The 20279-nt window shown below is 64.4% G+C and carries 10 protein-coding genes; 4 read left to right on the forward strand and 6 right to left on the reverse strand.

Translation table 11 applies throughout. The features are described from left to right. Positions 1-183 precede the first annotated feature (183 nt). From cdiI (AC6LJ2_RS07515) to AC6LJ2_RS07530, 4 genes are all read right to left on the reverse strand, one after another. Entirely contained in the window at positions 184-543 is a 360-nt protein-coding gene (cdiI, locus tag AC6LJ2_RS07515; RefSeq protein ID WP_498151108.1) for a ribonuclease toxin immunity protein CdiI, read from the reverse strand. A 282-nt stretch (positions 544-825) separates the two neighbouring features. Next, positions 826-1185 (reverse strand): ribonuclease toxin immunity protein CdiI, encoded by a 360-nt coding sequence (cdiI, locus tag AC6LJ2_RS07520; RefSeq protein WP_498151109.1) that lies wholly within the window; start codon positions 1183-1185, stop codon positions 826-828. A gap of 9 nt (positions 1186-1194) precedes the next feature. Then, a complete protein-coding gene (locus AC6LJ2_RS07525; RefSeq protein WP_498151110.1) occupies positions 1195-9567 on the reverse strand; it encodes a two-partner secretion domain-containing protein in 8373 nt (2790 codons plus the stop codon). A gap of 134 nt (positions 9568-9701) precedes the next feature. Further along, positions 9702-11372 carry a ShlB/FhaC/HecB family hemolysin secretion/activation protein gene (locus AC6LJ2_RS07530; RefSeq protein WP_263912942.1) on the reverse strand — a complete coding sequence of 557 codons (1671 nt, stop codon included), beginning with the start codon at positions 11370-11372 and terminating at the stop codon, positions 9702-9704. Positions 11373-11721: 349 nt separating this feature from the next. Here AC6LJ2_RS07530 and AC6LJ2_RS07535 point away from each other — a divergent pair, with 349 nt between their 5' ends. The 3 genes from AC6LJ2_RS07535 (at position 11722) to AC6LJ2_RS07545 (ending at position 15861) form a co-directional block, all read left to right on the forward strand. Further along, a complete protein-coding gene (locus tag AC6LJ2_RS07535; RefSeq protein ID WP_263912943.1) occupies positions 11722-12483 on the forward strand; it encodes a uracil-DNA glycosylase in 762 nt (253 codons plus the stop codon). 278 nt (positions 12484-12761) lie between these two features. Next, positions 12762-14549, forward strand: coding sequence for a DEAD/DEAH box helicase (locus AC6LJ2_RS07540; protein WP_263912944.1), 1788 nt, complete (start codon positions 12762-12764; stop codon positions 14547-14549). Positions 14550-14673: 124 nt separating this feature from the next. Then, on the forward strand, positions 14674-15861 hold the full coding sequence (locus AC6LJ2_RS07545) for an SAM-dependent methyltransferase (RefSeq protein WP_263912945.1): 1188 nt from the start codon (positions 14674-14676) through the stop codon (positions 15859-15861). 83 nt (positions 15862-15944) lie between these two features. Here AC6LJ2_RS07545 and AC6LJ2_RS07550 read toward each other — a convergent pair whose 3' ends face one another. Both AC6LJ2_RS07550 and AC6LJ2_RS07555 read right to left on the reverse strand, forming a co-directional pair. Continuing rightward, on the reverse strand, positions 15945-17048 hold the full coding sequence (locus AC6LJ2_RS07550) for a tRNA nucleotidyltransferase/poly(A) polymerase-related protein (protein ID WP_498151111.1): 1104 nt from the start codon (positions 17046-17048) through the stop codon (positions 15945-15947). Beyond that, complete coding sequence (locus tag AC6LJ2_RS07555) at positions 17045-19192, reverse strand: lytic transglycosylase domain-containing protein (RefSeq protein WP_445657803.1); 2148 nt, start codon at positions 19190-19192, stop codon at positions 17045-17047. Before AC6LJ2_RS07555 ends, AC6LJ2_RS07550 begins: the two co-directional genes overlap by 4 nt. 111 nt (positions 19193-19303) lie before the next feature. Between AC6LJ2_RS07555 and AC6LJ2_RS07560 the strand changes: the two genes are divergently transcribed. Continuing rightward, positions 19304-19978: a 5-formyltetrahydrofolate cyclo-ligase gene (locus AC6LJ2_RS07560; protein ID WP_263912947.1), complete on the forward strand. Its 675-nt coding sequence runs from the start codon at positions 19304-19306 to the stop codon at positions 19976-19978. Positions 19979-20279 lie beyond the last annotated feature (301 nt).

Below are 20279 nucleotides of genomic sequence, written 5' to 3' on the forward strand. Positions count from 1 at the left end.
CGGGCAGTGAGGAACAATTAATCTGGGCAGCCTGGGAGCCATGGCACAGCTATCAAAGAACATAACTGTGGCAGCCTAGCACTCGCATCAAGAGATGAAGAGCAAGGCCAGATAAATTAGTCTCACTTCCCACTTCAGCCCAGGCTACTCTTCGCCCGAAAACGTAGTCTGACCCCTTATTTATTACTTCGACTTTGCTTCAAGTAATCTAGCAATTTCCAACCTTGATTCAGGGTGCCTTGAAATATAGATTTCACAGGCCTCCCCCACGAAGTCTAAACAAGTTCTCTCATCAACATAAACAGTGATTTCATCCGGAGGAATGCCATATGCAAATTCAACTCCTTCAAAATGATCTTCCTGGAAAAAGCTATTCAAGTCAGGGAATCTACAATACGCGCCATCAGTACTGTACCCCCATTTACGGCAAATATTTTTCACGGCCGCGATGAAGTTTCCATCTGAATACATAATATCAAAATAGGCCTTCAGAACCCAAAGTCTATCTGACTGATCATAAGGTTGACCGAACAATTCGCTCATACCCCTTCCCTATTTAGGATGAAAATTCCGTACAACGGCACTTTTCTCTAAATAGGCTCGGAAAGTGACGCCGCCGTAAGTACTATCATAACTACTAATACCCTTCCGAATTGCCTCTTCGTAGCCGACGGCTGCAGCTCTTTGCCCACTAATAAGGCGTCAGACTACGTTTTCCGAGGTACTCATCGGACTGAAAACGTAGTCTGACACCTTATTTACGGGCCCCACTGGAGGACTGCGACAAACTCGTCCGGGAACCTCAGAGGTTGACACATTATTTTCTTATTTTGGCAACCTCGAAATTATCTCTGTTACTTTCAACGAATATTCTGGATGCCGCGAGATATAGATTTCGCATGCCCTTTTCAAGAATTCGAAGCAAACTTTATCACTGACGATAATAGTACTTTCGTTTGGCGAAAGTCCGTATGTAAATTCCACCCCCTCAAAATGCTCATCTGAATCAAAACTATTCATGTCGGGAAATCGGCAATAAGCGCCATCAGTGCTAAAACCCCATCGTCTAGATATACGATCCGCGGCGTCGATGAAATTTCCGTCACTATACATAATATTGAAATAAACTTTCAATACCCAGAAAGAATCTGATTTATCAAATGGCTGATCAAATAATTTTTTCACACAACCTCCTTATTTTGGATGAAAGTTTTGTACGACACCCTTATCCAAATAGACTCTAAAGGTGATGCCACCATAAGCGCTATCGTAACCACTCTCTCCCTTCCTGATCGCCTCTTCGTAACCAATTGCCGCAGCCTTCTGCCCAAACTCTAGTATTTTTTGATCTGTAAAAACAGCGGGGTCATATACTGTTTTAACAAATTCATTAGCCTTATAGCCTATCGTATTTCCTTTGGAATCATATGCCGGAATCTGATATCTGTATGTATAAATTCCTTCGGCAGAACCAGCGGACTGATTAATAATCTTCACGCCGTACGTGGAAACCACCTCAAGAAAGGCATCCTTATTGTGAGTTCCGCTAATTCCCTTTTTTTGTGTAAGACCGTCAAAACTACCGACATGAGATACGATTTCCGGATTAAAGCTTATTCGTTCAGGATACTCAAATTTGGAACCACTGCCATCCGTCAGCAATAGCTTGGAATTACTATTTTCCGGCAGCAATCGGGGTACTGTTTTCTCATATTCTCCGGTAACAGGATTCTGTCGAACAAGCACCCGACCGTTCTTATCCAATACCTCAGCGTTTCGTACAACCTGCGGCGCTCCCCCTGTTGACGAATCGCCAAGTAGAGGAACTGAGGAGCTTTTAGCCCCAGCCACTGCCTCAACCCGAGCCTTCGCAACCATTGCTCGGACTTGAGAGACTGACAGCCGTCCGCCCTCCAACCCGGCCTGCAAGGCCATCCCGAGCACCTCACGCTGCTCCCAGGTGAGATCCTGCAAGTCGAACACCCCCCCCTGCTGCATCAGAGTGATATTCGTCAGCTTGTCGTCGATTACACGCTGCAGAATAAAGTCGCCAGCGGCCTCAGCTTTCGCACGCTCGTCCTGCAGCGCTTGCGCCACCTTGGCGATTTCTGCCGGATTGGAAACATAGTTGGCAACATCAAGCGTCGCGTCTGCCAAGGCTCGGTTTGATCCCGTCAAATTCGAAGGATGCTCGAGTCCTGCCTGTAGGCGCTTCCACGCCAAGTCATAGAGTTCGGTTAGATCCGCGTTCTCTTTGATACCACCGGCGAACAAGATATGGTTGTCGTAGGTACCGTCCGCTTTACCATCAAAGTAAACAAAGCCATTACCTTGCGTGCCCGTCATTTGCGATAGGAAGGCGCGAGCGTTCTGGTTCTCAACATAGCTCTCAGCTGCTGCCGAGTCGGCCTGTCTCTGCGCTTGACCCGTCAGTTCAGCTTCGGCCTGAGCAAGCGGAATGCCCTGTTGTTCAGCGTAGCGTTTGGCATTTTTCTTAATCCAAAGGCCTTCATCCGGATGCAATTGCCGGTTGTACATATCCGACGCCGCCGCACCACCCGCGCCGCTAGTCCCACCAGCGATACCGCCCGCTGCACTGGCGACGACGTTCAGAATGACCTTGGCGACTTGGTCGCGCATCTCAGCCGGCAAGCCCGCGACGGCTCTATCGACCTGGTCTCGCACCACGCTGGCGGCGAGATCCCCCGCTACGGTGCCAGCAATGGCGCCCGCCACATTGCCGCCGCCCAGTGCTGCGCCAATACCAGCGACCGCCGTGTGCAGAGCAATGCGGCCTACACCATCCTCGCCCCACAAGCCGGGGTTGCCCTTCTTCAACTCGTCCGCAACATCCCCCGCGATCTGCATCCCCAGCTGACCAAACGCCTGCTGGAACTCGATCTGCTCGCGGACCTTGTCCTTGTCGAAGATCTTGCCAATGCTGCCGTTCGCGCCAGCCGTATCGCGACTCAGCCCCGCCGTGCTATCCCGTCCCGTGTCCTTATCCGACCGCACTTCAATCGTGCCCGCCGATACCGCAGCACGGGTCGTACCGGATTCGCTGCCGCTAGTGGTCGCAAAACTCAGCCCCGACGGACCTCCGCCTATCGCATCGCCCTTCGTGGGCTTTTCGAACGTCCCGGACATGCCCAGGCTGAGTCCCACCGTGGTCGACTTATAGTCCGCCTTGTTCTGCAGGTCGCGGAACCCCAGCGTTTCCGTGGACAGCCAGTTCTTGGCCGCCTCGGCGTCGCTGGCGATGACGGCGCCCGTCAGCTGCGTATGCTTGCCGACGTAGATGTCATAGCCACCCTTGCCTGCGTACAACCCCGTCTGTTCCACGACACTGTCGTAGTTCGACTTGGTCTTGCCTTGGCTTGCGCCGATATAGGCGTTGCCGGACATGGAACCGAAACTGAAACTGGCGCCTGCGTTCGCTTGCTGTTGCTTGGCGTCGTAGCGGTCCGAATCTTGCTGGCTGGTCAGGATCAGATTGCGGCCGATGTCCGCACGGATGCTGTCCGCGCGCGCCTGGGCGCCTTCCAGAATGGTGTCGCCGCCGGAGATCAGCGTCAGGTTGTCTCGCGCGCTGACCTGGGTTTCGCGATAGGTGGTGCCGTTACCCTTGGCGTTGCCGCTACCGACGTAGCCGCTGGCAAAGATATTGATGCCGCCACCGCTGCCGCTGTCGGACACGCCGATACCCACGCCAAGCTTCCAGCCGCTGTTTTTATTGGTGGAAACTTCGGTGGACGTCAGTGCCTGGCTTTGCAGCATCAGGTCGTTGGTCGCCGCCAGCAACACGTTCTTGCCGGCCACGTCGCTGCCGATGATGGACAGGTTGCCCGTGCCCGCTACGCCCTTGTCTCCCAGCGCAACGATGGAGATGTTGCCACCGGCCATGACGGATGAGCCAAACGCCGACTCTTGCGTGCGCTTGGTTTCGCTGACGGATTTGCTGGCGCCGATGCTGATCTGGATCTGGGCGCTGGCGGCCTCCTTTTCAGCTGCGGTGGCCTTCGCCCCCTTGGCCACGTCCATCGTCCGCTTGGCTTGCACCGCCTGATACGCGGCCTGCCCGACCTTGACCGCGGCCAGGCGACCGCTCTTGGCTTCGCCCGCCTGCTCCAGCGTGCCCTGAATCTGCTGCGCAGCACCCAGCATGCCGCCCGCCACGCCAATGGTCAGGCCGGATTGCTTGAACTCGTGGTACTCGTGCTGACGCGCCTCACCCACACCAGCGATGATGGCGACGTTGCGGCCAGCGATGGAGATATTGCCGTCCTGGGCCAACAAGTTGCTGCCCATGACGCCCACATCGCGGCCAGCATCGATGATGAGGTCGCCGCCCGCGCTGCCAATGGTGCTGGCCGAATAGCCCCCGCTGGCACCGCGGTTCCAGTCGGTGCGTTCTTGCTTGTTGTAGCCCAGGCTGAAGCCGCCTCCGCCGCCCAGACCCGACTTCTTGACCTTCTCGTACTGGTAGTCCTTATAGGTTTCATCTTTGGCCAGGACTTGAAGATCGCGGCCGACGCCGATCTGCACGTCGCGGTCACCCACTACGTTCGAGCCAACGACCTTCATGTCGCGGCCAGCGAGCATCACGACCGAATCACCGCCGAACGTCGCACTGACCCCTTGCGTCCATTCCGTCTCGCGGATGCGATGCGTGGTCTTGCTCGACAGGAACCCCTTGGTCTTGTAGTAGATCTCGTTGTAGGTGTACCCGCTGGAATCGCCCGCGAGTATGTTGATGTCGCGGCCGGCCCCTACGGCCAGTTGCTTGTCCGACGCCACTTGGGCAGCGATGGCGTTGACATCCTGCGTCGCGATCAGCGTGAGGTTGCCGCCCGCGGCAATCTGCGTGCCGATATCGGTGGTCGTACGCATCTCCGCCCGGTTCTTCTTGCCGAAGTCGTGCGATTCCCCGTACCGCGTTCCGGCAGCCGTCAGGTTGATATCGTTGCCCGCGCGAATGGTGGCATCTTCCTTGGCGGCGATAGCCGCAGCCTGGGCGTTGAAATCCCTGCCCGCCTGCGCGCTCAAGGTGCCCGCATCGACGCGTGCCACGCCATCAACGATCGTGTTGCTGATACCCCCGCGCACGTTCGATTGCGTGCTGGACGTCAGATTGATGTCCCGGCCCGCAACCAGCGAGACCGACTCGCCCTTGAGCAGACCCGCCAGGTTGTCGATGTCGTTGCGCGCGTTCAGGTTGACGGTCTTGCCCTGTATGGTGCCGACGCTGTTGCGCACGTTCTGAGCGTCGACGACCAGCGCGTTGCGCGCGCCGAGGTTGCCGCTGTTGTTCACATCACCCGTTGCGCTGATCTGGGTATCGCGGCCCGCGATCAGCGAGCCGTCGCCGCGAAGGTCGCCGGGCTTGACGGCCAGGTAGACCTGCGGGGTCAGCACCTTTTGCTGGGTGCCGTCGGGCAAGGTGACCGTCTGCTCCACCAACCAGACGATGTCGCTGGACAGGTTGCGCATCTGGTCTTCGGACAGCGCCGTGCCGATGGTCAGCCCGAAATTGCCGGCAAAGTCGGCGCCTGCCGCGAGCAAGGCCTTGTACTGGGTTTCGTTGTCGGTGTAGTCGCCCACGAAACGCTGGCCGCTGGCGAGCATGACCTGTTCGGCCACCAGCTTCTGTTCATAGAAGCCGTCGCCCAGGCGCTTGAGGATCGTGCCGGGGTCCTGGTTGAGTTTCTGCAGCAGGAAGTCGCTGGACACCACCGAGCGCGAGCCGATGAACTGGCTGTCGGTGGCGATCAGGTACGGCGCATTGGGCGCCTGCATGACGCGGTACAGCGCGCTGGTCGGGATGACGGGCGGCAGAACGACCACCGTGATGGCCTTGTTGCCCGGCAGCGTGATGCGGGTCAGGGTGGCTGGCGGCAGGGCCGGGGTGACGGTGCTGGCGCCGGGTGTTTGGCCAGACGTCGATACCGTAGTGTTGCCTTGCGCGGCGCCCAGGCCGGTTTCGATACGTTCGGCCAGGACGGTGGCGTTGTACTCGGACCAGTTGTATTTGCGCGAGTCGTTTCTCTCGTAGGTGTAGGCCATGTTGCCTACGCGGTCGACCGTGCGCAGGCCTTCGGCGCCGACGTTGCTGAGCGTGCCGCCTTCGGTTTTGAGGGTTCCGCCGGCCAGGATGCGGCTCTTGTCGTTGAGGATGTTGCCGGCCAGACGCGCGTTGCCGCCCACGATGATCTTGCCCGGATCGCTTTGCGTGATGCGGGTTTCGCGCGTGATCTGCGTGACTTCGTAGAAAGTGAAGTCCTTGATCATGCGGTTGTTGCGGAAGTCGGCGTTGAAGTCGCGGATCTTCTCGTTCAACGTGTCGTAGAGCTGCAGGTCGCGCTCGTAGGTGGCCTGTTGCTGGGCCAGGTCCGCAGGGCAGCGAAAGCCGCAGTCATCCGGTGACGGTGGTTTCCTGATGCCGGTGGGGCGCTCGACCTCGAAGACCGACCAGATCTTGGCGTCGGGTTTGTAGAAGAACTGGGCGGCGTTGACGGTGCAAGCCCCGGCATCGCCACCGCCGCACGACGGCTCTTCCGGGATATACGCCAGCCCGATCGGCGCGCTGACGCCGGCACGGCCTTGCTGGTCTTCCTGAATGCTGCTGTAGTCAAACGGCGGCCCGTACTGGCTTTCCGGATAGCGGGTCGACGGCAGCAACAGGCGCCGTTCGTCGTACTGGCCCATCCATCTGGGGCCGCGGCCGCAGATGGATTTGACGGTGTTGCAGAACCACATGCCTTCGCCGTCGACGATCTCGGTGGTGCCGTCCAGGCGATAGAACCACTTTTCCTCGTTGCTGACCTCGAACGTTTGGCTGGCGAAGTGCAGGTTGCGATTCTGGATGCTGGCCGCCGCGATATCCGCGTTGCGTTCCGCTTCGATGGTGGCCGATTCATTGACCAGCGACTGCGCCTGCCCCGTGGCCTTGCCCATTGCGTCCAGCGCCCCGCCCACGCGCAGGTCTCCCGCCGAGTAGATCAGCGCATGCTCGCGATTGGTCAGCGTGCCCACGCCCAGGTCCAGGTCACCGCGCGACGCGATGACGGCGTTGGGGTCGTTGATGAGCGTCGGCGTCTGGATGCCGACGCGGTCGCCGTAGATCCTGCCGGTGTTCGTCAGGCCGCCCGCAGTGATGCGGGTGTAGCCACCATCGATGAGGCCGGCGTTGGCCAACAGGCCGCTGATGACCAGGGTGTTGTTGCGCAGGGCGATCAGTTCGCCGGTGGCGCGGTTGGTCAGCGTGTTGGCGATGATCGTAAGGTCCTGGCCGGCGTGGAGCTTGCCGTCGTTGTCCAGGGTGTCGGTGGTCAGTTCCAGCGAATTGCCAGCCGTCACCGCGCCGCTGCGGTTGGTGAGGCTGTTGACCGCGAGCTTGGCGTTGGCGTCGGACGAGACATTGCCCGACGTGTTGTCGAGCGTGCCGGTGGCAACGCCCAGGTCCTGGCTCGCGCCGATGCGGCCGGATTGGTTGTCGATGGCCGTGGCGTTCAAGGCAACCTGCTGGCCCATGACGCCCAGGGCGCCAGGCGTAGCGGCGCCTGCTCCGGCCAGCCCATTGGCCAGCGTGTCGCGGTTGTTCAGGCCGCCTGCCGTCAGGGCCACGAGGTTGTCGGCCTGGATCAGGCCGGCGCGGTTATCCAGCAGGCCTTGCGTCTTGAGCGTCAGGTTGCCTGCGGCAATGAGGCCGCGGGTGTTGGACAGGGCTTGCGCGTTCAGCGTCGCTTGCCCTTGGGCGGCAATGGTGCCGCCGGTGTTATCCAGGTTGCCGGGGGTGCTGACGTCCAGCGCGCCACCGCTGACGACCTTGCCGTTCGTGTTGGACAGGTTCGCTGCCTTAACGTCGACCGAACCGCCATAGAGGCCACCGCCCTGGTTCTGCAAGGCGCCGGTGTTGGCGACGGTAAGCTTGCCGTCCGCCTGCGCCACGCCGTTGCGGTTGTCCAGGCTGGCCGCCTGGATATCGGCCGTGCTGCCCAAGAGCTTGCCGCCCTGGTTGTTCACGGCGCCGGCCGTTTCCACGCGCAGCGCGCCGTTGGCTTGGACGGAACCGCCTTGGTTGTTGAGGCCGGTCGTTCCCCGCAGCGCCACGCTGTCGCCCGAGACAACGCCGCCTGCGGCGTTGATGAAGGACTGGCCGGTGATGGCAACCGCGCTGGTGCCCGCCAGGGTGCCGGCCGTATTGTCGATTGCGCCCACGACGTTGGCGGTCAGCCCTGCCCCGCTGGTGAGCTTGCCACCGGTGTTGTCCAGGCTGGAAGCTCGCAGCAGCACCGAGCCGCCGTACACGGAACCGGCGCGATTGGTGATCGCGCCGTTGGCGTCGAGTGTCAACACCCCACCCGCGACGAACTTGCCGCCCGACAGGCCCAGCGCATCGGCCGTGACCGTGGCGTTGCCGCCGGCCATCAGCGTGCCGGCATTCTGCAGGTTATTGACCTGCACGCTCAATGCACCCAAGGGGCTGATGGAACCATCGGCCTGCAGGCCTGCCGTGAAGGCACCGCGGTTGTCCAGTTGCCGTGCCACGATGCTGGCGTTGCCCGCCGAGGACATGGCGCCGGTGTTGACGACTGAACCCGGCGCATTGAGCGCCAGCGCGCCGCCCGCCGTGACTGTGCCCTCGTTGACGATATCGCGCCCGCCCTGCACCGACAGGTCAGTGGCGGCCTGCATGCGGCCAGACGGCAGAATCTTGACGTCGCCGTTGGCGCTGACGGTCAGCGTGCCGGTCAGCGCAGCCAGGTTGCCGCCGATGTTCACGCCCACACCAGCCTCGGTGCCGATGAGCCGGATGCTGTTGGCGTACATGCCACCCAAGGCGGCCACGTCGATGGATACGCCAGTCGTAGCACCGGCGCCGGTCAGGGCCGACACGTCGATACCGTCGTAGCCCACCCGGGCGGGTCCCGCCACCACGTTCAAGCGGTCCGCCCAGACCTGGGCGTTCAGTTCCAGCGTGCGCGCCAGCAGGTCCAGTTGGCTCAAGTTGGCGCCGTACAGACCCGCGCCTTCGATCGCCAAGCGACCACTGGCAATGTCAAAGCCCAGCGAACCATCCGGCCCCACGACCGGCTTGCCGGTAGTCAGCGTGGCGCGATTGGCATTCAAGAACCCGCAGCCGTTGCAGGTGATGCCGGCCGGGTTGGCAACAATGACGTTCGCCCGATTGCCGGCGACTTCCAGCATGCCGCGCAGTTGCGAGGGATTGGGCGCCGTGACCTGGTTCAGGATGGTGGTGGCGCGCTGGTTGCCCAGCATCGGGTTACCGGCCACTTGCCCGGCCACCTGCGTCTGGCTGGCCGCGCCGCTGTTGTTGAGCACCACACCGGACGGGCCGACGTTGAATTGCGTGTAGTGGTTGTTGGACACCCCACCGGCCGAGGGCGGTGCGATGTTGACCACCGGCACGCCGTTGGCCACGCCCACCACGGGTCTTTGCCCGCCGACACTCTGGTCTACCGAAATCGGCAAGGTCTGCGCCAGGACGGGCGTCCAGATCTGCGTGTAGAGGACCAACCAGAGCACTGCGGAGCGAAGCTTGGACATAGCGTGGCGAATCTCGGTAGAGGTGGGTCGACCCATGGAGAGGCAACCCGCAAAGCAATGTGTGAAGCGACTTGTGGCGCGACTCGGGTCGCGGCACGTCATGCGGCAGGCGGCGCGCCAGGCGCCGCCCGGGCTTAGAACTCGAACATCAGCGTGGCGGCGAAGACCGTGCTTTGCGTCTTCAGGTTGTCGGGCTTTTTCAGGGGCCACCCTGCCGACAGGTCGTAGCTGGCATTGACATAGGGCATGGCGATGCGCCCGCGCAGGCCGGCAACGGCGCCGACCAGGGTGCGGCCCGTCAGGTACTGGGCAGACGGGCCGCCGACGCGACCGGCGTCCAGGCCGGTGTAGAGCTGCTGGCCCAGGTTGCCGAGGTTCAACGACAGGTCGTTGCGCAGGGTCCAGCCATCTTCGGCCGCCAGGGTCATCTGGCCGTCGAAACCGCGCACCGCGTAGCGATTGCCAATGGTGAAGTAGTCGGCGGGCACGACGGGGGTCTTGGCGTGCTGGATCTGCCAGTTGGCCTGGTAGGCCATCTGCTGGCCGGCCACCTTGAACGGCAGGAACAGGCCGGCATTGGCCGACAGAAGCGTGCTGCGGCCGTTCCAGTCGGGGTCGCCGTACACGTAGCCAGGCTGGTTGGAGAACTGCGGCAACGTGCCGCGCACGCCACCGCCGATATCCAGCACCAGTTGGTCAACGTAATGGCGATGGCCGTAGCTGAATTCATAGCCCACCACGTCGCGCCGCTGCACTTCGATGTCGACGTCGTTGAGCGTGCTGTTGGCGCGCTTGCGCAAGAACTTCAGCACGGCGGTGCCCTTGTAGCTGGCGCCGCGGTAAGGCACGACGGACACGCCGGCTTCGATCTGCTTGCTGGTGCCGCCGTAGACGATGGGTTCTTCGAAGCCGGCCACCGTCTGCCGGTAACGCGATTTGCTGGCGCCGGCGAACAGGGTCCAGTAGCCGAACGGGATGCTGTAGTTGATGGACGCGGCGCGCGAACCGGCGTCGCTGTTGCGCAGGTCGGCGTTGCTGTTCCAGGACACGGACAGCTGGTCGTACAGGAACAACGGCGAATCCAGCGTAAGGCCGGCGTTGACCTGATTCTTGCCGGTGGATTCCAGGCCGGCGTTGTCACCGCCCAGGTAGGCATGCCAACGCTTGCCGGTGCCGGGCTTGATGATGATGTCGGATTCGCCCAGCTCGGGGCCAGGGGCCACGTCGATGGTGGCGTCGGCCTGGCCGGCCAGGCGGCGGATGTTTTCCAGCGCCTGGTCCAGGTCGCGCTGGTTGACGTCGCCGCCTGGCCAGGTCGGCAAGGCGGTGCGCCACCAGCCGGGTGCGCCGTCGCTTTTGACGCCGGAAATGCGGCCGGGCACGTAGCGCAGGGTCAGCGTGCCGCTGGCCAGCGATTGCTCGGGCACCAGCACGCGCGCGGTGATCCATCCGCGATCGATCAGACCCGCCATCAGGTGTTCCTGCAGCAGGCGCAGGCCCTGGCCGCCCACGCAGGGCCCCAGGGCAGCTTCGCTTTCGCGGCGCAGCCAGCCGGGGGGCTCGGGGCCGTCCCAGATGACCTGACCCAGCGTGAAGCAGGGCGATTCGGCCGGAAAGGCCAGGGGCCCTTCGCCAGGGACAGGCGCGGCCGGCGCGGACAGCACGTCCGGCCGCTCGGCGGCGCGGGCGCGCTGGGCGTCCAGTTCCTGTTCCTGGCGTCGCTGGATCTCGCTGGCGCGCGAAGCGGCGTCGGCGGGCAGGGTCTGCGCCGCAACCGGGGAAAAAACGATGAAATGGGCCGCCATGGCAACAGGCAACAGCAACCCGGGAAGGCGCCTCTGCCGGAGGCGGCTTCGCAGTAAGAACTTATGCACTTGTTTCTTATTGAAATGACTGGTTTCTACCGATAACGGTAGAAACTCGGACTAATTAAGCGCACATCTCAATTTATGCCGTTTGTTGACGAATAATCCGGCATACATAGCGACGGGACGCGCGTATGGAGGTACATGTTTCGTAACAGCTGACTGCCCCGCTAACTTATCTCGGTGAGTGGACGCATTGCTATAGGAAAAATCCGAAATTTGATGAGGAAAATTCCGCGGGGCGCCGCGAACGCCAGTCGCCCCGGCCGGCTATGCCAAAATCGCGCCCATGCCGATCGACAACCGCCTCGTCCCCGCCGCCCTCGCCGCCCAGGCGGCCCAATTACCCGCCGCCTGGCAGGCCGCGCTGCACGCCCCGCGCGTGGCCGACGCCCTGCAAGCCGTGACCGCCCATGTGGAAAAACGGCTGGCCGAAGGCGCCGTGGTCTACCCGGCCACGCCTTTTCGGGCGCTGCAAGGCCTGGCGCCATCGGACGTGCGGGTGGTGATCCTGGGGCAGGACCCCTATCACGGCCCGGGCCAGGCCCAGGGCTTGGCGTTTTCGGTGCCGGACGACTGCAAGCGCCCGCCCAGCCTGCGCAACATCTTCAATGAGATCGCCCAGGAATACCCCGGCACGGCGCTGCCCGCCGGCAACGACCTGAGCCCCTGGGCCGACCAGGGCGTGCTGCTTCTGAATACCGCCCTGACGGTGGAAGATGGCCAGCCTGCCTCGCACGCCAAACGCGGCTGGGAAACGGTGACCGACGCGCTGATTGCGTTGGTGGCCCAAGACCCCTCGCCCAAGGCATTTTTGCTGTGGGGGGCCCATGCTCAAGCCAAGCAGGCGTTGCTCCCCAGCAACAGCGGCCACCTGGTGCTGATGTCCAACCATCCTTCGCCGCTGTCCGCCCGGCGTCCCCCGGTGCCTTTCCTGGGCTGCGGTCACTTTCTGGCGACCAATCGCTGGCTGGCCGACCAAGGGAAAAACCCTATTGATTGGGCGCTGGACAAAAAAATAATTCCCATGCAGGGCGAATTCGGGTTATGATCGCCGCACTGCACAAAACGAGTTCGGCATTTACCGCCTTGATTTAGCGGAAGTTTTAGCAGTCTGCCGGGCAACCAAGCCCGAGCCCCATGCCGAACATCATCGATTCCTGACCTCCTTTCCTTTCGCCCTGCGTTCCAAGCAGTATCAAGAGAACGCGCCACGCGCACGGTTGATTCGGTCGGCACGATGCTCCATCAACCGTCGCCTGGATCCGGCCGCCTAATCCCCTGGCCCGACCAAGCACTGCGTCGCATTTTTCGCGGCAAGGGAAAGTAATGTCTTTCGAAACCCTGGGTCTCGCACCCGCCCTGTTGTCGGCCGTTCAAGAAGCTGGCTTCAGCACCCCCACCCCCGTTCAAGCGTCGGCCATTCCGCAAGCGCTGGCCGGCCACGACCTGATGGTGTCCTCGCAGACGGGCAGCGGCAAGACCGCCGCCTTCATGCTGCCGGCCCTGCACCGCATTGCCCAGATGCCCGCCAACAAGGGCGTCGGCGTGCAAGTGCTGGTGCTGACCCCGACCCGCGAACTGGCTCTGCAAGTTACCGAAGCCACCGCCACCTACGGCCGCAAGCTGGCCGACCTGCGCACCGCCACCGTCGTGGGCGGCATGCCCTACGGCGCCCAACTGAAGGCGCTGTCGCGCCGCGTTGACGTGCTGGTCGCCACCCCCGGCCGCCTGATCGACCACCTGCAGTCGGGCCGCGTCAAGCTCAACACCGTGCACACGCTGGTGCTGGACGAAGCCGACCGCATGCTGGACATGGGCTTCATCGAAGATATCGAGACCATCGTCAGCCGCCTGCCCGCGGAACGCCAGACGCTGCTGTTCTCGGCCACCCTGGACGGCACCATCGCCAAGCTGGCGGCGCGCATGATGCGCGACCCGCAACGCATCGAGATGGCCGGCTCCAAGGAAAAGCACACCAACATCACGCAAAGCCTGCTGTACGCGGACGACGCCAGCCACAAGATGCAGCTGCTCGACCACGTGCTGCGCGACGCCTCGCTGGACCAGGCCATCGTCTTCACGTCGACCAAGCGCGGCGCTGACGACCTGGCCGACCGCCTGGCCGACCAAGGCTTTGCCGCCGCTGCCCTGCACGGCGACATGAACCAGCGCCAACGCACCCGTACGCTGTCGCAACTGCAACGCGGCCAGCTGCGTATTCTGGTTGCCACCGACGTGGCCGCCCGCGGCATCGACGTGCAAGGCATCAGCCACGCCGTCAACTTCGACCTGCCGATGCAAGCCGAAGACTACGTGCACCGTATCGGCCGTACCGGCCGCGCCGGCCGCAACGGCCTGGCGTTCACGCTGGCCACGCACTCCGAGCGCCACAAGGTTCGCCGCATCGAGCACTACATCGGTCAATCGATCACCCCTGAAGTGATCGCCGGCCTGGAACCCAAGCGCACCCCGCGTCCGTCGGTCGGCGGCGCCCCGCGTGGCGGCAAGCCGTTTGGCAAGCGCCCCGGCGGCTTCGGCGGTGGCTACCAGGGCAACCGCGATGGCGCCCCGCGTGAAGGCCGTTCGTTTGGCGGCCCGCGTGGCGAGTTCAAGCCGCGTGAAGGCGGTTACCAAGGCGCCCGCGACGGCGCCCCGCGCGAAGGCGGCTACCAAGGCAACCGCCCGTTCGGCGACCGCCCGGCCCGCTCGTTCAGCGATCGCCCCAGCTTCGGCGACCGTCCCCAACGCGAAGGCGGCTACCAGGGCAATCGTCCCTTCGGCGATCGCCCCCCGCGTGAAGGCGGCTTCCGTGGCGCCGACCGCGACGCACGCCCCAGCTTCAGCGACCGTCCCAGCTTTGGCGACCGCCCCCAGCGTGATCCGCGTCCGTTCAACGAGCGCGCGCCCCGTGAAGGCGGTTTCCGCGGCGCCGACCGTGACGCCCGTCCCAGCTTCAGCGACCGCCCCAGCTTTGGCGACCGTCCGCAGCGCGAAGGCGGCTTCCGTGGCGGCGATCGTCCGGAAGGCGGTTTCCGTGGCAAGCCTACGTTCGACAAGCGCCCCGGCGGCCCCGCCAAGCGCTTCGCCAAGCCTGCCGGCGCCCGCCGCGGCTAAGCCCTGATCGGCACATCGACCGGCCGCCTGGCGGCCCGTCGATCTTCCCCAGCAAACCCCGCGCCTGTCGCGGGGTTTGTTTTTTGGGAAAATGCGTGATTGCCCCGACGTCCTGATTCCTGCCATGCAACGCCCCGCCCCCGCCAATCTGCCCCCGCTCTCTTCTGCTGCCCAGGCACACAGCGATGCCGCCCGCGCGCACCTGCGCGCCGCGATCGCCGCCGCTTCGGGCTGGCTGCCGTTCGACCACTGGATGGCCGAGGCGCTGTACGCCCCCGGGCTGGGCTATTATGCGGCGGGCAACGTCAAGCTGGCCGAACCCGACACCGATGGCCGCACGCCCGCGGGCGACTTCGTCACCGCGCCGCAGCTGACACCGTTGTTCGCCCGCACCTTGGCGCGCCAGGTGGCGCAGGTGCTGCGCCAGACCGATACGCACAGCGTGCTGGAATTCGGCGCCGGCACCGGCGCGCTGGCCGAAGGCGTGCTGCGCGAGCTGGATGCGCTGGGGCTGACGGACACGCAATACCAGATCCTGGAGGTGTCGGCCGACCTGCGCGCACGCCAGGCCGAACGGCTGGCGCCGTTCGGCACGCGGGTGCAATGGCTGGACGCGCTGCCCCAGCGTTTCCGCGGCTGCGTGCTGGCCAACGAAGTGCTGGACGCGATGCCGGTGTCGCTCTTTACCTGGGGCGCCGATGGCGCGGTGCTGGAACGCGGCGTGGCGGTGGACGCAGCACAGGGCTTTGTGTGGGAAGACCGCCCGGCCTCGCCGCGGCTGGCGGCCGCGGTGGCCGCGCGCATGCCGGCGCTGCCGGGCTATGTGTCCGAAATCAATCTGCAGGGCGAAGCCTGGATCGACGCGCTGGGCGGCTGGCTGGAACTCGGCGCCGCGCTGCTGGTGGACTATGGGTTTCCGCGCAGCGAGTACTACCATCCGCAACGCGCGGGCGGCACGCTGATGTGCCACCTGCGCCACCATGCGCATGGCGACCCATTCACCGCCCCCGGCTTGCAGGACATCACGGCCCACGTGGATTTCACCGCCATGGCGGACGCCGCGTTGGCGGCCGGGCTGCAAGTGTTGGGCTATACCTCGCAGGCGCGCTTCCTGATGAACGCGGGCCTGATGGAACTGCTGGCGCAGCTGGATCCGTCGGACGCGCAAGCCTATGCGCAGGCGGTGGCGCCGGTGCAGAAGCTGCTGTCGGAAGCCGAGATGGGCGAGCTGTTCAAGGTGCTGGCGGTGGGGCGAGGCATGACGGAACCCTTGATCGGCTTTGCCCGCGGCGACCGCCTGGGCAAGCTGTAGGGCGCCGGGCCGGCGACCAGGCGCTTGCAGAGCAAGCGCCGCCAAGCCCGCATTGCGCGCCGGCCGGCGTCACGCCCCCGCCATCAACCCGCGCGTAACCGCTGCAAGCGTGCATCGCGCACGCTTTGTTTGATGCGCGCCGGGTCGCCCGCGCAGCCCCGGGCGATAGCGCCCGCATCCACCCCGCGCACGGCATCCACGCGGGCACGCCAGGCATCACGGTCCACCGGCTGCAACACCGCCACGGTATCCAGCAGATCGAAAAAGCGTTCAGGCTTGCGCAGTGCGTCGGCACGTTCCATCAGCGCCAGTTGTGCATCGGCGGCGTCCGCGCCGGCCGCCTGGGCGGCATCCAGCCCCGCCAGCATCTCGGGCAGCAGACGCGCGTAGTCGTTGCACTCGGCCGGCACGCGCAGGCGCCTGCCCAGGGCTTCGCGCTCGGGTGACAGCCGGCACAGCAACGCATAGCGACCGGGCAACGCCAGGCCTTGTGCCGCAGCGCGGTCGACATCGCCACCCGTGATTTCCGACCCCTGCAATTCGGGCATGACGCGCGCCAGCGCGCCGGACTGGCGCAGGATGTCGAGCATGCGCGACGGCGCGTCCGCCATGAGGCCGCGCGACAGTTCTTTCCAGACGCGCTCGGCCACCAGGGCATCGGCCTCGCCGGCTTCGACCATGCGGCGGCACAGATCCAGGGTTTCGGGCGCCACGTGAAAATCGGCAAAGCGCGCGGTGAAGCGGGCCAGGCGCAGAATACGGACCGGGTCTTCCTCGAACGCCTCGCCCACGTGGCGAAACACGCGCGCCTGCACGTCGGCCGCGCCGCCCAGGGGGTCGACCAGCGTGCCATCCGGACGCTGTGCGATGGCATTGACGGTCAGGTCGCGGCGGCGCAGGTCTTCTTCGAGCGTGACGTCGGCGCCGGTGTAGAAGGTAAAGCCCTTGTAGCCGCGCCCCGATTTGCGTTCGGTGCGCGCCAGGGCGTATTCCTCTTTGGTGACCGGGTGCAGGAACACGGGAAAGTCGCCGCCCACCGGAATGAAGCCGCGCCGCGCCATGTCTTCGGGCGTGGCGCCAACGACCACCCAGTCGTGATCGCCAGGCGTCAGGCCGAGCAGCGCATCACGTACCGCGCCGCCTACGATAAACACCTGCAAACCCTGCGTTGCCACGTCTTGCGTCATGGCAGGTTGGTGGTTTCAGCGCCCAGCGGCACGATGTTGCCCAGGCGTTCTTTCAGGGACTGCGGCTGGCCGCTGAACATGGCGGCGTAGTAGACCGCGTTGGACATCACGTTCTTGACGTAGGTACGCGTTTCGTTGAACGGGATGGTCTCGGCAAAGATCGCGCCTTCGACGGGATGCGTAAAGGTGGACCGCCAATTGTGCGGCCGGCGCGGCCCGGCGTTGTAGCCGGCGCTGGCCAGCATCTGCGAGCCGTTCAGGTCGCGCAGCACCATGTTCAGGTAGTTGGTGCCCAGTTCGGTGTTGGTGTCGAAGTCGTTGACGCTGTCGGGCGTGAAGTTGCTCATGCCGATCTTGCCGGCCACCCACTTGGCCGTGGCGGGCATCAGCTGCATCAGGCCGGAAGCGCCCACGTGCGAACGTGCGTCCATGATGAAGCGCGATTCCTGGCGGATCAGGCCATAGACCCACGCCGGGTCCAGTGCGATGGCATTGGCCTTGGCGGTGACGCGGCCTTCGAACGGCGCGATGAAGCGCTGGCTGAAATCGAATTCCTTTTCGGTACGGTCGGACGTGTTGACGACGCGGTCGTAGATGTTTTCGGCGCGGGCCAGTTCGGCTGCGGCAATCAGTTGACGGTCGGTCATGCCGCGCAGCGCGAAGTTCCATTCGGGCACGGCTTCCTGGCGCCAGCCCAGCCTGAACAGCTGAACCGCGCGGCGCAGGCCCGGGTTGGCGCGGGCTTCGGCGATTTCGCGGTCGCTGATGGGTGCGGGGCGCGGCGGCACGGTGATGCGCCGGCCCAGCTCTTCGGCCGACAGCTGGCCGTAGAAGTCGAAACGGTCGGCGATACTGGCGTAGGCAGCGTTGGCCTGGTCGCGACGGCCGGTGGCGGCCAGGCCGCGCGCCTTCCAGTAGACCCACGACGGGTCCGCCTGCTGCGCGGCCGGCATCTGGTCGATGGACTCGATGACCCACTTCCAGTCGATCTTGGGTTGACGCAGCGCGGCGCGCACCTTCCAGCCGGCGTTGTAGTCGGTCATGCGGATATGGCCGGCTTCGTGGTACCAGTCGTCGGCGCGGCTATCCAGGTTGAGCGCGGCCACCAGCGCATACTGGCCGCGGATCCAGGCCAGGTTCGACTTGGCCATGGACTTGGCCCATTCGCGCCGCAGATACGAGTCGGCCACGTTGATGTCCGAACGCGCCAGGCGCGCCAGCGCGATGGTGACCAGTTCTTTTTCGTTGCGACCCACGGGCAGGCGATCTTGCCGCGTCAGCCAGCGCATCGGGTCCTTGATGAGGACGTCGTAGGTTTTCTGGTCGCGCGGCTCGAACATGTACTGCACGAACTTGCGGGCGTCGGTGGTCTTGTTGGCCTCGATGGCATCGCGCAGCTGGGGTTCAAGCTCGTCCCAGCCCAGGATGCGGTCGGCGACCAGTTGGTCGTACAGCGCCCAGCAGGCGCCGCCCGGCGCGAACACGGCGATGGCCTGTGCCGCCGTGACGCGCTGGCCGGTCATGTGCTTGGCGTCCAGGATGGCGCATTCGACCTGGGCGTTGGTGTTCTTGACCGGCGCGAGCTTGCGCACGGTTTCGAAGTCGCCGCTACGCGCGGCGGCCAGCAGCCAATCGGCGCGCAGGCGGTCGGCCAGGTAGGCGTCGGGATTGCCGCTGATGAATTTCTGCAGGTCGGCGGTGGGCCGGCCACCCGCCGGCGGGCTCCAGAGCTGGTAGCGCAGCAGCCAGTATTCGGGGTACATGCCCAGGGGATCGGACTTGGCTTGCGGCACCAGCGCGCCCAGCACCGACCACTGCTTGCGGTTCATGGCTTCGCGCGCGGCCACCACGGCGGCCAGCGCGGGCGTGTCACTGGTGGGCGGCAGCCCAGCCAGCACGGCCGGCGGCACGGCGATGGCCGGCTGCGGGGTCTGCACGGCGGGCTGGGGCTGCGGGTTGACCGCGGCGGTGCGCTGTTGAGCATCCACCGGCGCACAGGCCGCGGTGAACAGGGCCAGCAGCGGCAGCCAGCGGCGCAAGCCGCTGCGCACGTCGGCGGGCTGCGGGGATTTCCCGGCGGTTTTCTGATACCGTCCGAATTGCGGGGCCGGGGCCATGATCAGGTCGTTGGGCGTGTGCTTCATGCGCCGGCCTTGCCAGAGGCTTGCGGGTCCGCGCAATGGTGCGCGCGGTTGTTGGTGTTATCGCTGATCCGCATTGTCGCCTTCATTTTTCACCCCTGTTACAGCTACCGCATGACTACGCAAAATACTCCAGAGGATACCGCAGTCCAGCTACGCACGCGATTGCGGAAATTGCGTGCCGAATTGCCCGAAGATCAACGCAGCCGCGGCGGTCTGCTGATGCGTGCGCGCCTGTTCACCTGGCTCAACGTGGCGCGCGATGAAGCCGTGCGCGCGGGCCGCCCGGCGCCGGCCACCGTGGCCGCCTTCTGGCCCATGGACGACGAACCCGATCTGCGCCCCTTGCTGGAACAATGGACCGACAACGGCGTGAAGGTGGCGCTGCCCGTGGTGCGCGAGCGCAACGCCCCGCTGGTGTTTCTGCCCTGGACGCCGGATGCCGAGCTGCGCGCCGGCCCGTACGGCATCCAGGAACCCGTGCACGGCGCCGAGGTGCTGCCCGACGTGCTGCTGGTGCCCACCCTGGGCTACACCGAATCCGGCGACCGCCTGGGCTATGGCGGCGGCTATTACGACCGCACCCTGGCCGCGTTGCGCGACCGCGGCCACGCCTTCACCACCATCGGGGTGGCCTGGAGCTGTGGCGAACTGGACCCCGGCTACCTGCCCGCCGCCCACGATTTTCGCCTGGACGCGGTGATCACGCCGGACGGCTGGGTACCGCATGCGCCGCAGCAAGAGCCCGGCCAGGGCGGCACCCTCCTGCACACCTACACGCTGCGCTGACGCACCAGAGTTGCCCCGGGGCTTGCACCAATCTGGTGCAAGCCCTATCATCTGACCCTGATATTCCCGGCCAGAGTCTCACCCAGGCTTGGCCCCCACCCCCACAGCACGGCACGCCCGTCGCTCATCCCCCGCCCGCGGTTTTCCCCCACGGCGGTGTCACGAACCCACCACGCCCTCCGCGCCGGGACCTTGCCCGGCCGCCTCGAACACCACTCGCCATGCCCCGGGTGCCTGTCGTTTCCCCGGGGGCTGGCCACACAAGACCCAGGGAAGGATATGCTTGCCCAAGGGCGGCCCC

The sequence above is a fragment of the Achromobacter sp. 1014246743 genome (genome assembly GCF_059760725.1).

Coding starts and splice junctions, on each gene's coding strand:
- AC6LJ2_RS07525 (WP_498151110.1), bottom strand. CDS start 9,567: ATGTCCAAGCTTCGCTCCGCAGTGCTCTGGTTGGTCCTCTACACGCAG.
- AC6LJ2_RS07555 (WP_445657803.1), bottom strand. CDS start 19,192: ATGAAGCACACGCCCAACGACCTGATCATGGCCCCGGCCCCGCAATTC.
- AC6LJ2_RS07545 (WP_263912945.1), top strand. CDS start 14,674: ATGCAACGCCCCGCCCCCGCCAATCTGCCCCCGCTCTCTTCTGCTGCC.
- AC6LJ2_RS07535 (WP_263912943.1), top strand. CDS start 11,722: ATGCCGATCGACAACCGCCTCGTCCCCGCCGCCCTCGCCGCCCAGGCG.
- AC6LJ2_RS07530 (WP_263912942.1), bottom strand. CDS start 11,372: ATGGCGGCCCATTTCATCGTTTTTTCCCCGGTTGCGGCGCAGACCCTG.
- AC6LJ2_RS07540 (WP_263912944.1), top strand. CDS start 12,762: ATGTCTTTCGAAACCCTGGGTCTCGCACCCGCCCTGTTGTCGGCCGTT.
- AC6LJ2_RS07560 (WP_263912947.1), top strand. CDS start 19,304: ATGACTACGCAAAATACTCCAGAGGATACCGCAGTCCAGCTACGCACG.
- AC6LJ2_RS07550 (WP_498151111.1), bottom strand. CDS start 17,048: ATGACGCAAGACGTGGCAACGCAGGGTTTGCAGGTGTTTATCGTAGGC.
- cdiI (WP_498151108.1), bottom strand. CDS start 543: ATGAGCGAATTGTTCGGTCAACCTTATGATCAGTCAGATAGACTTTGG.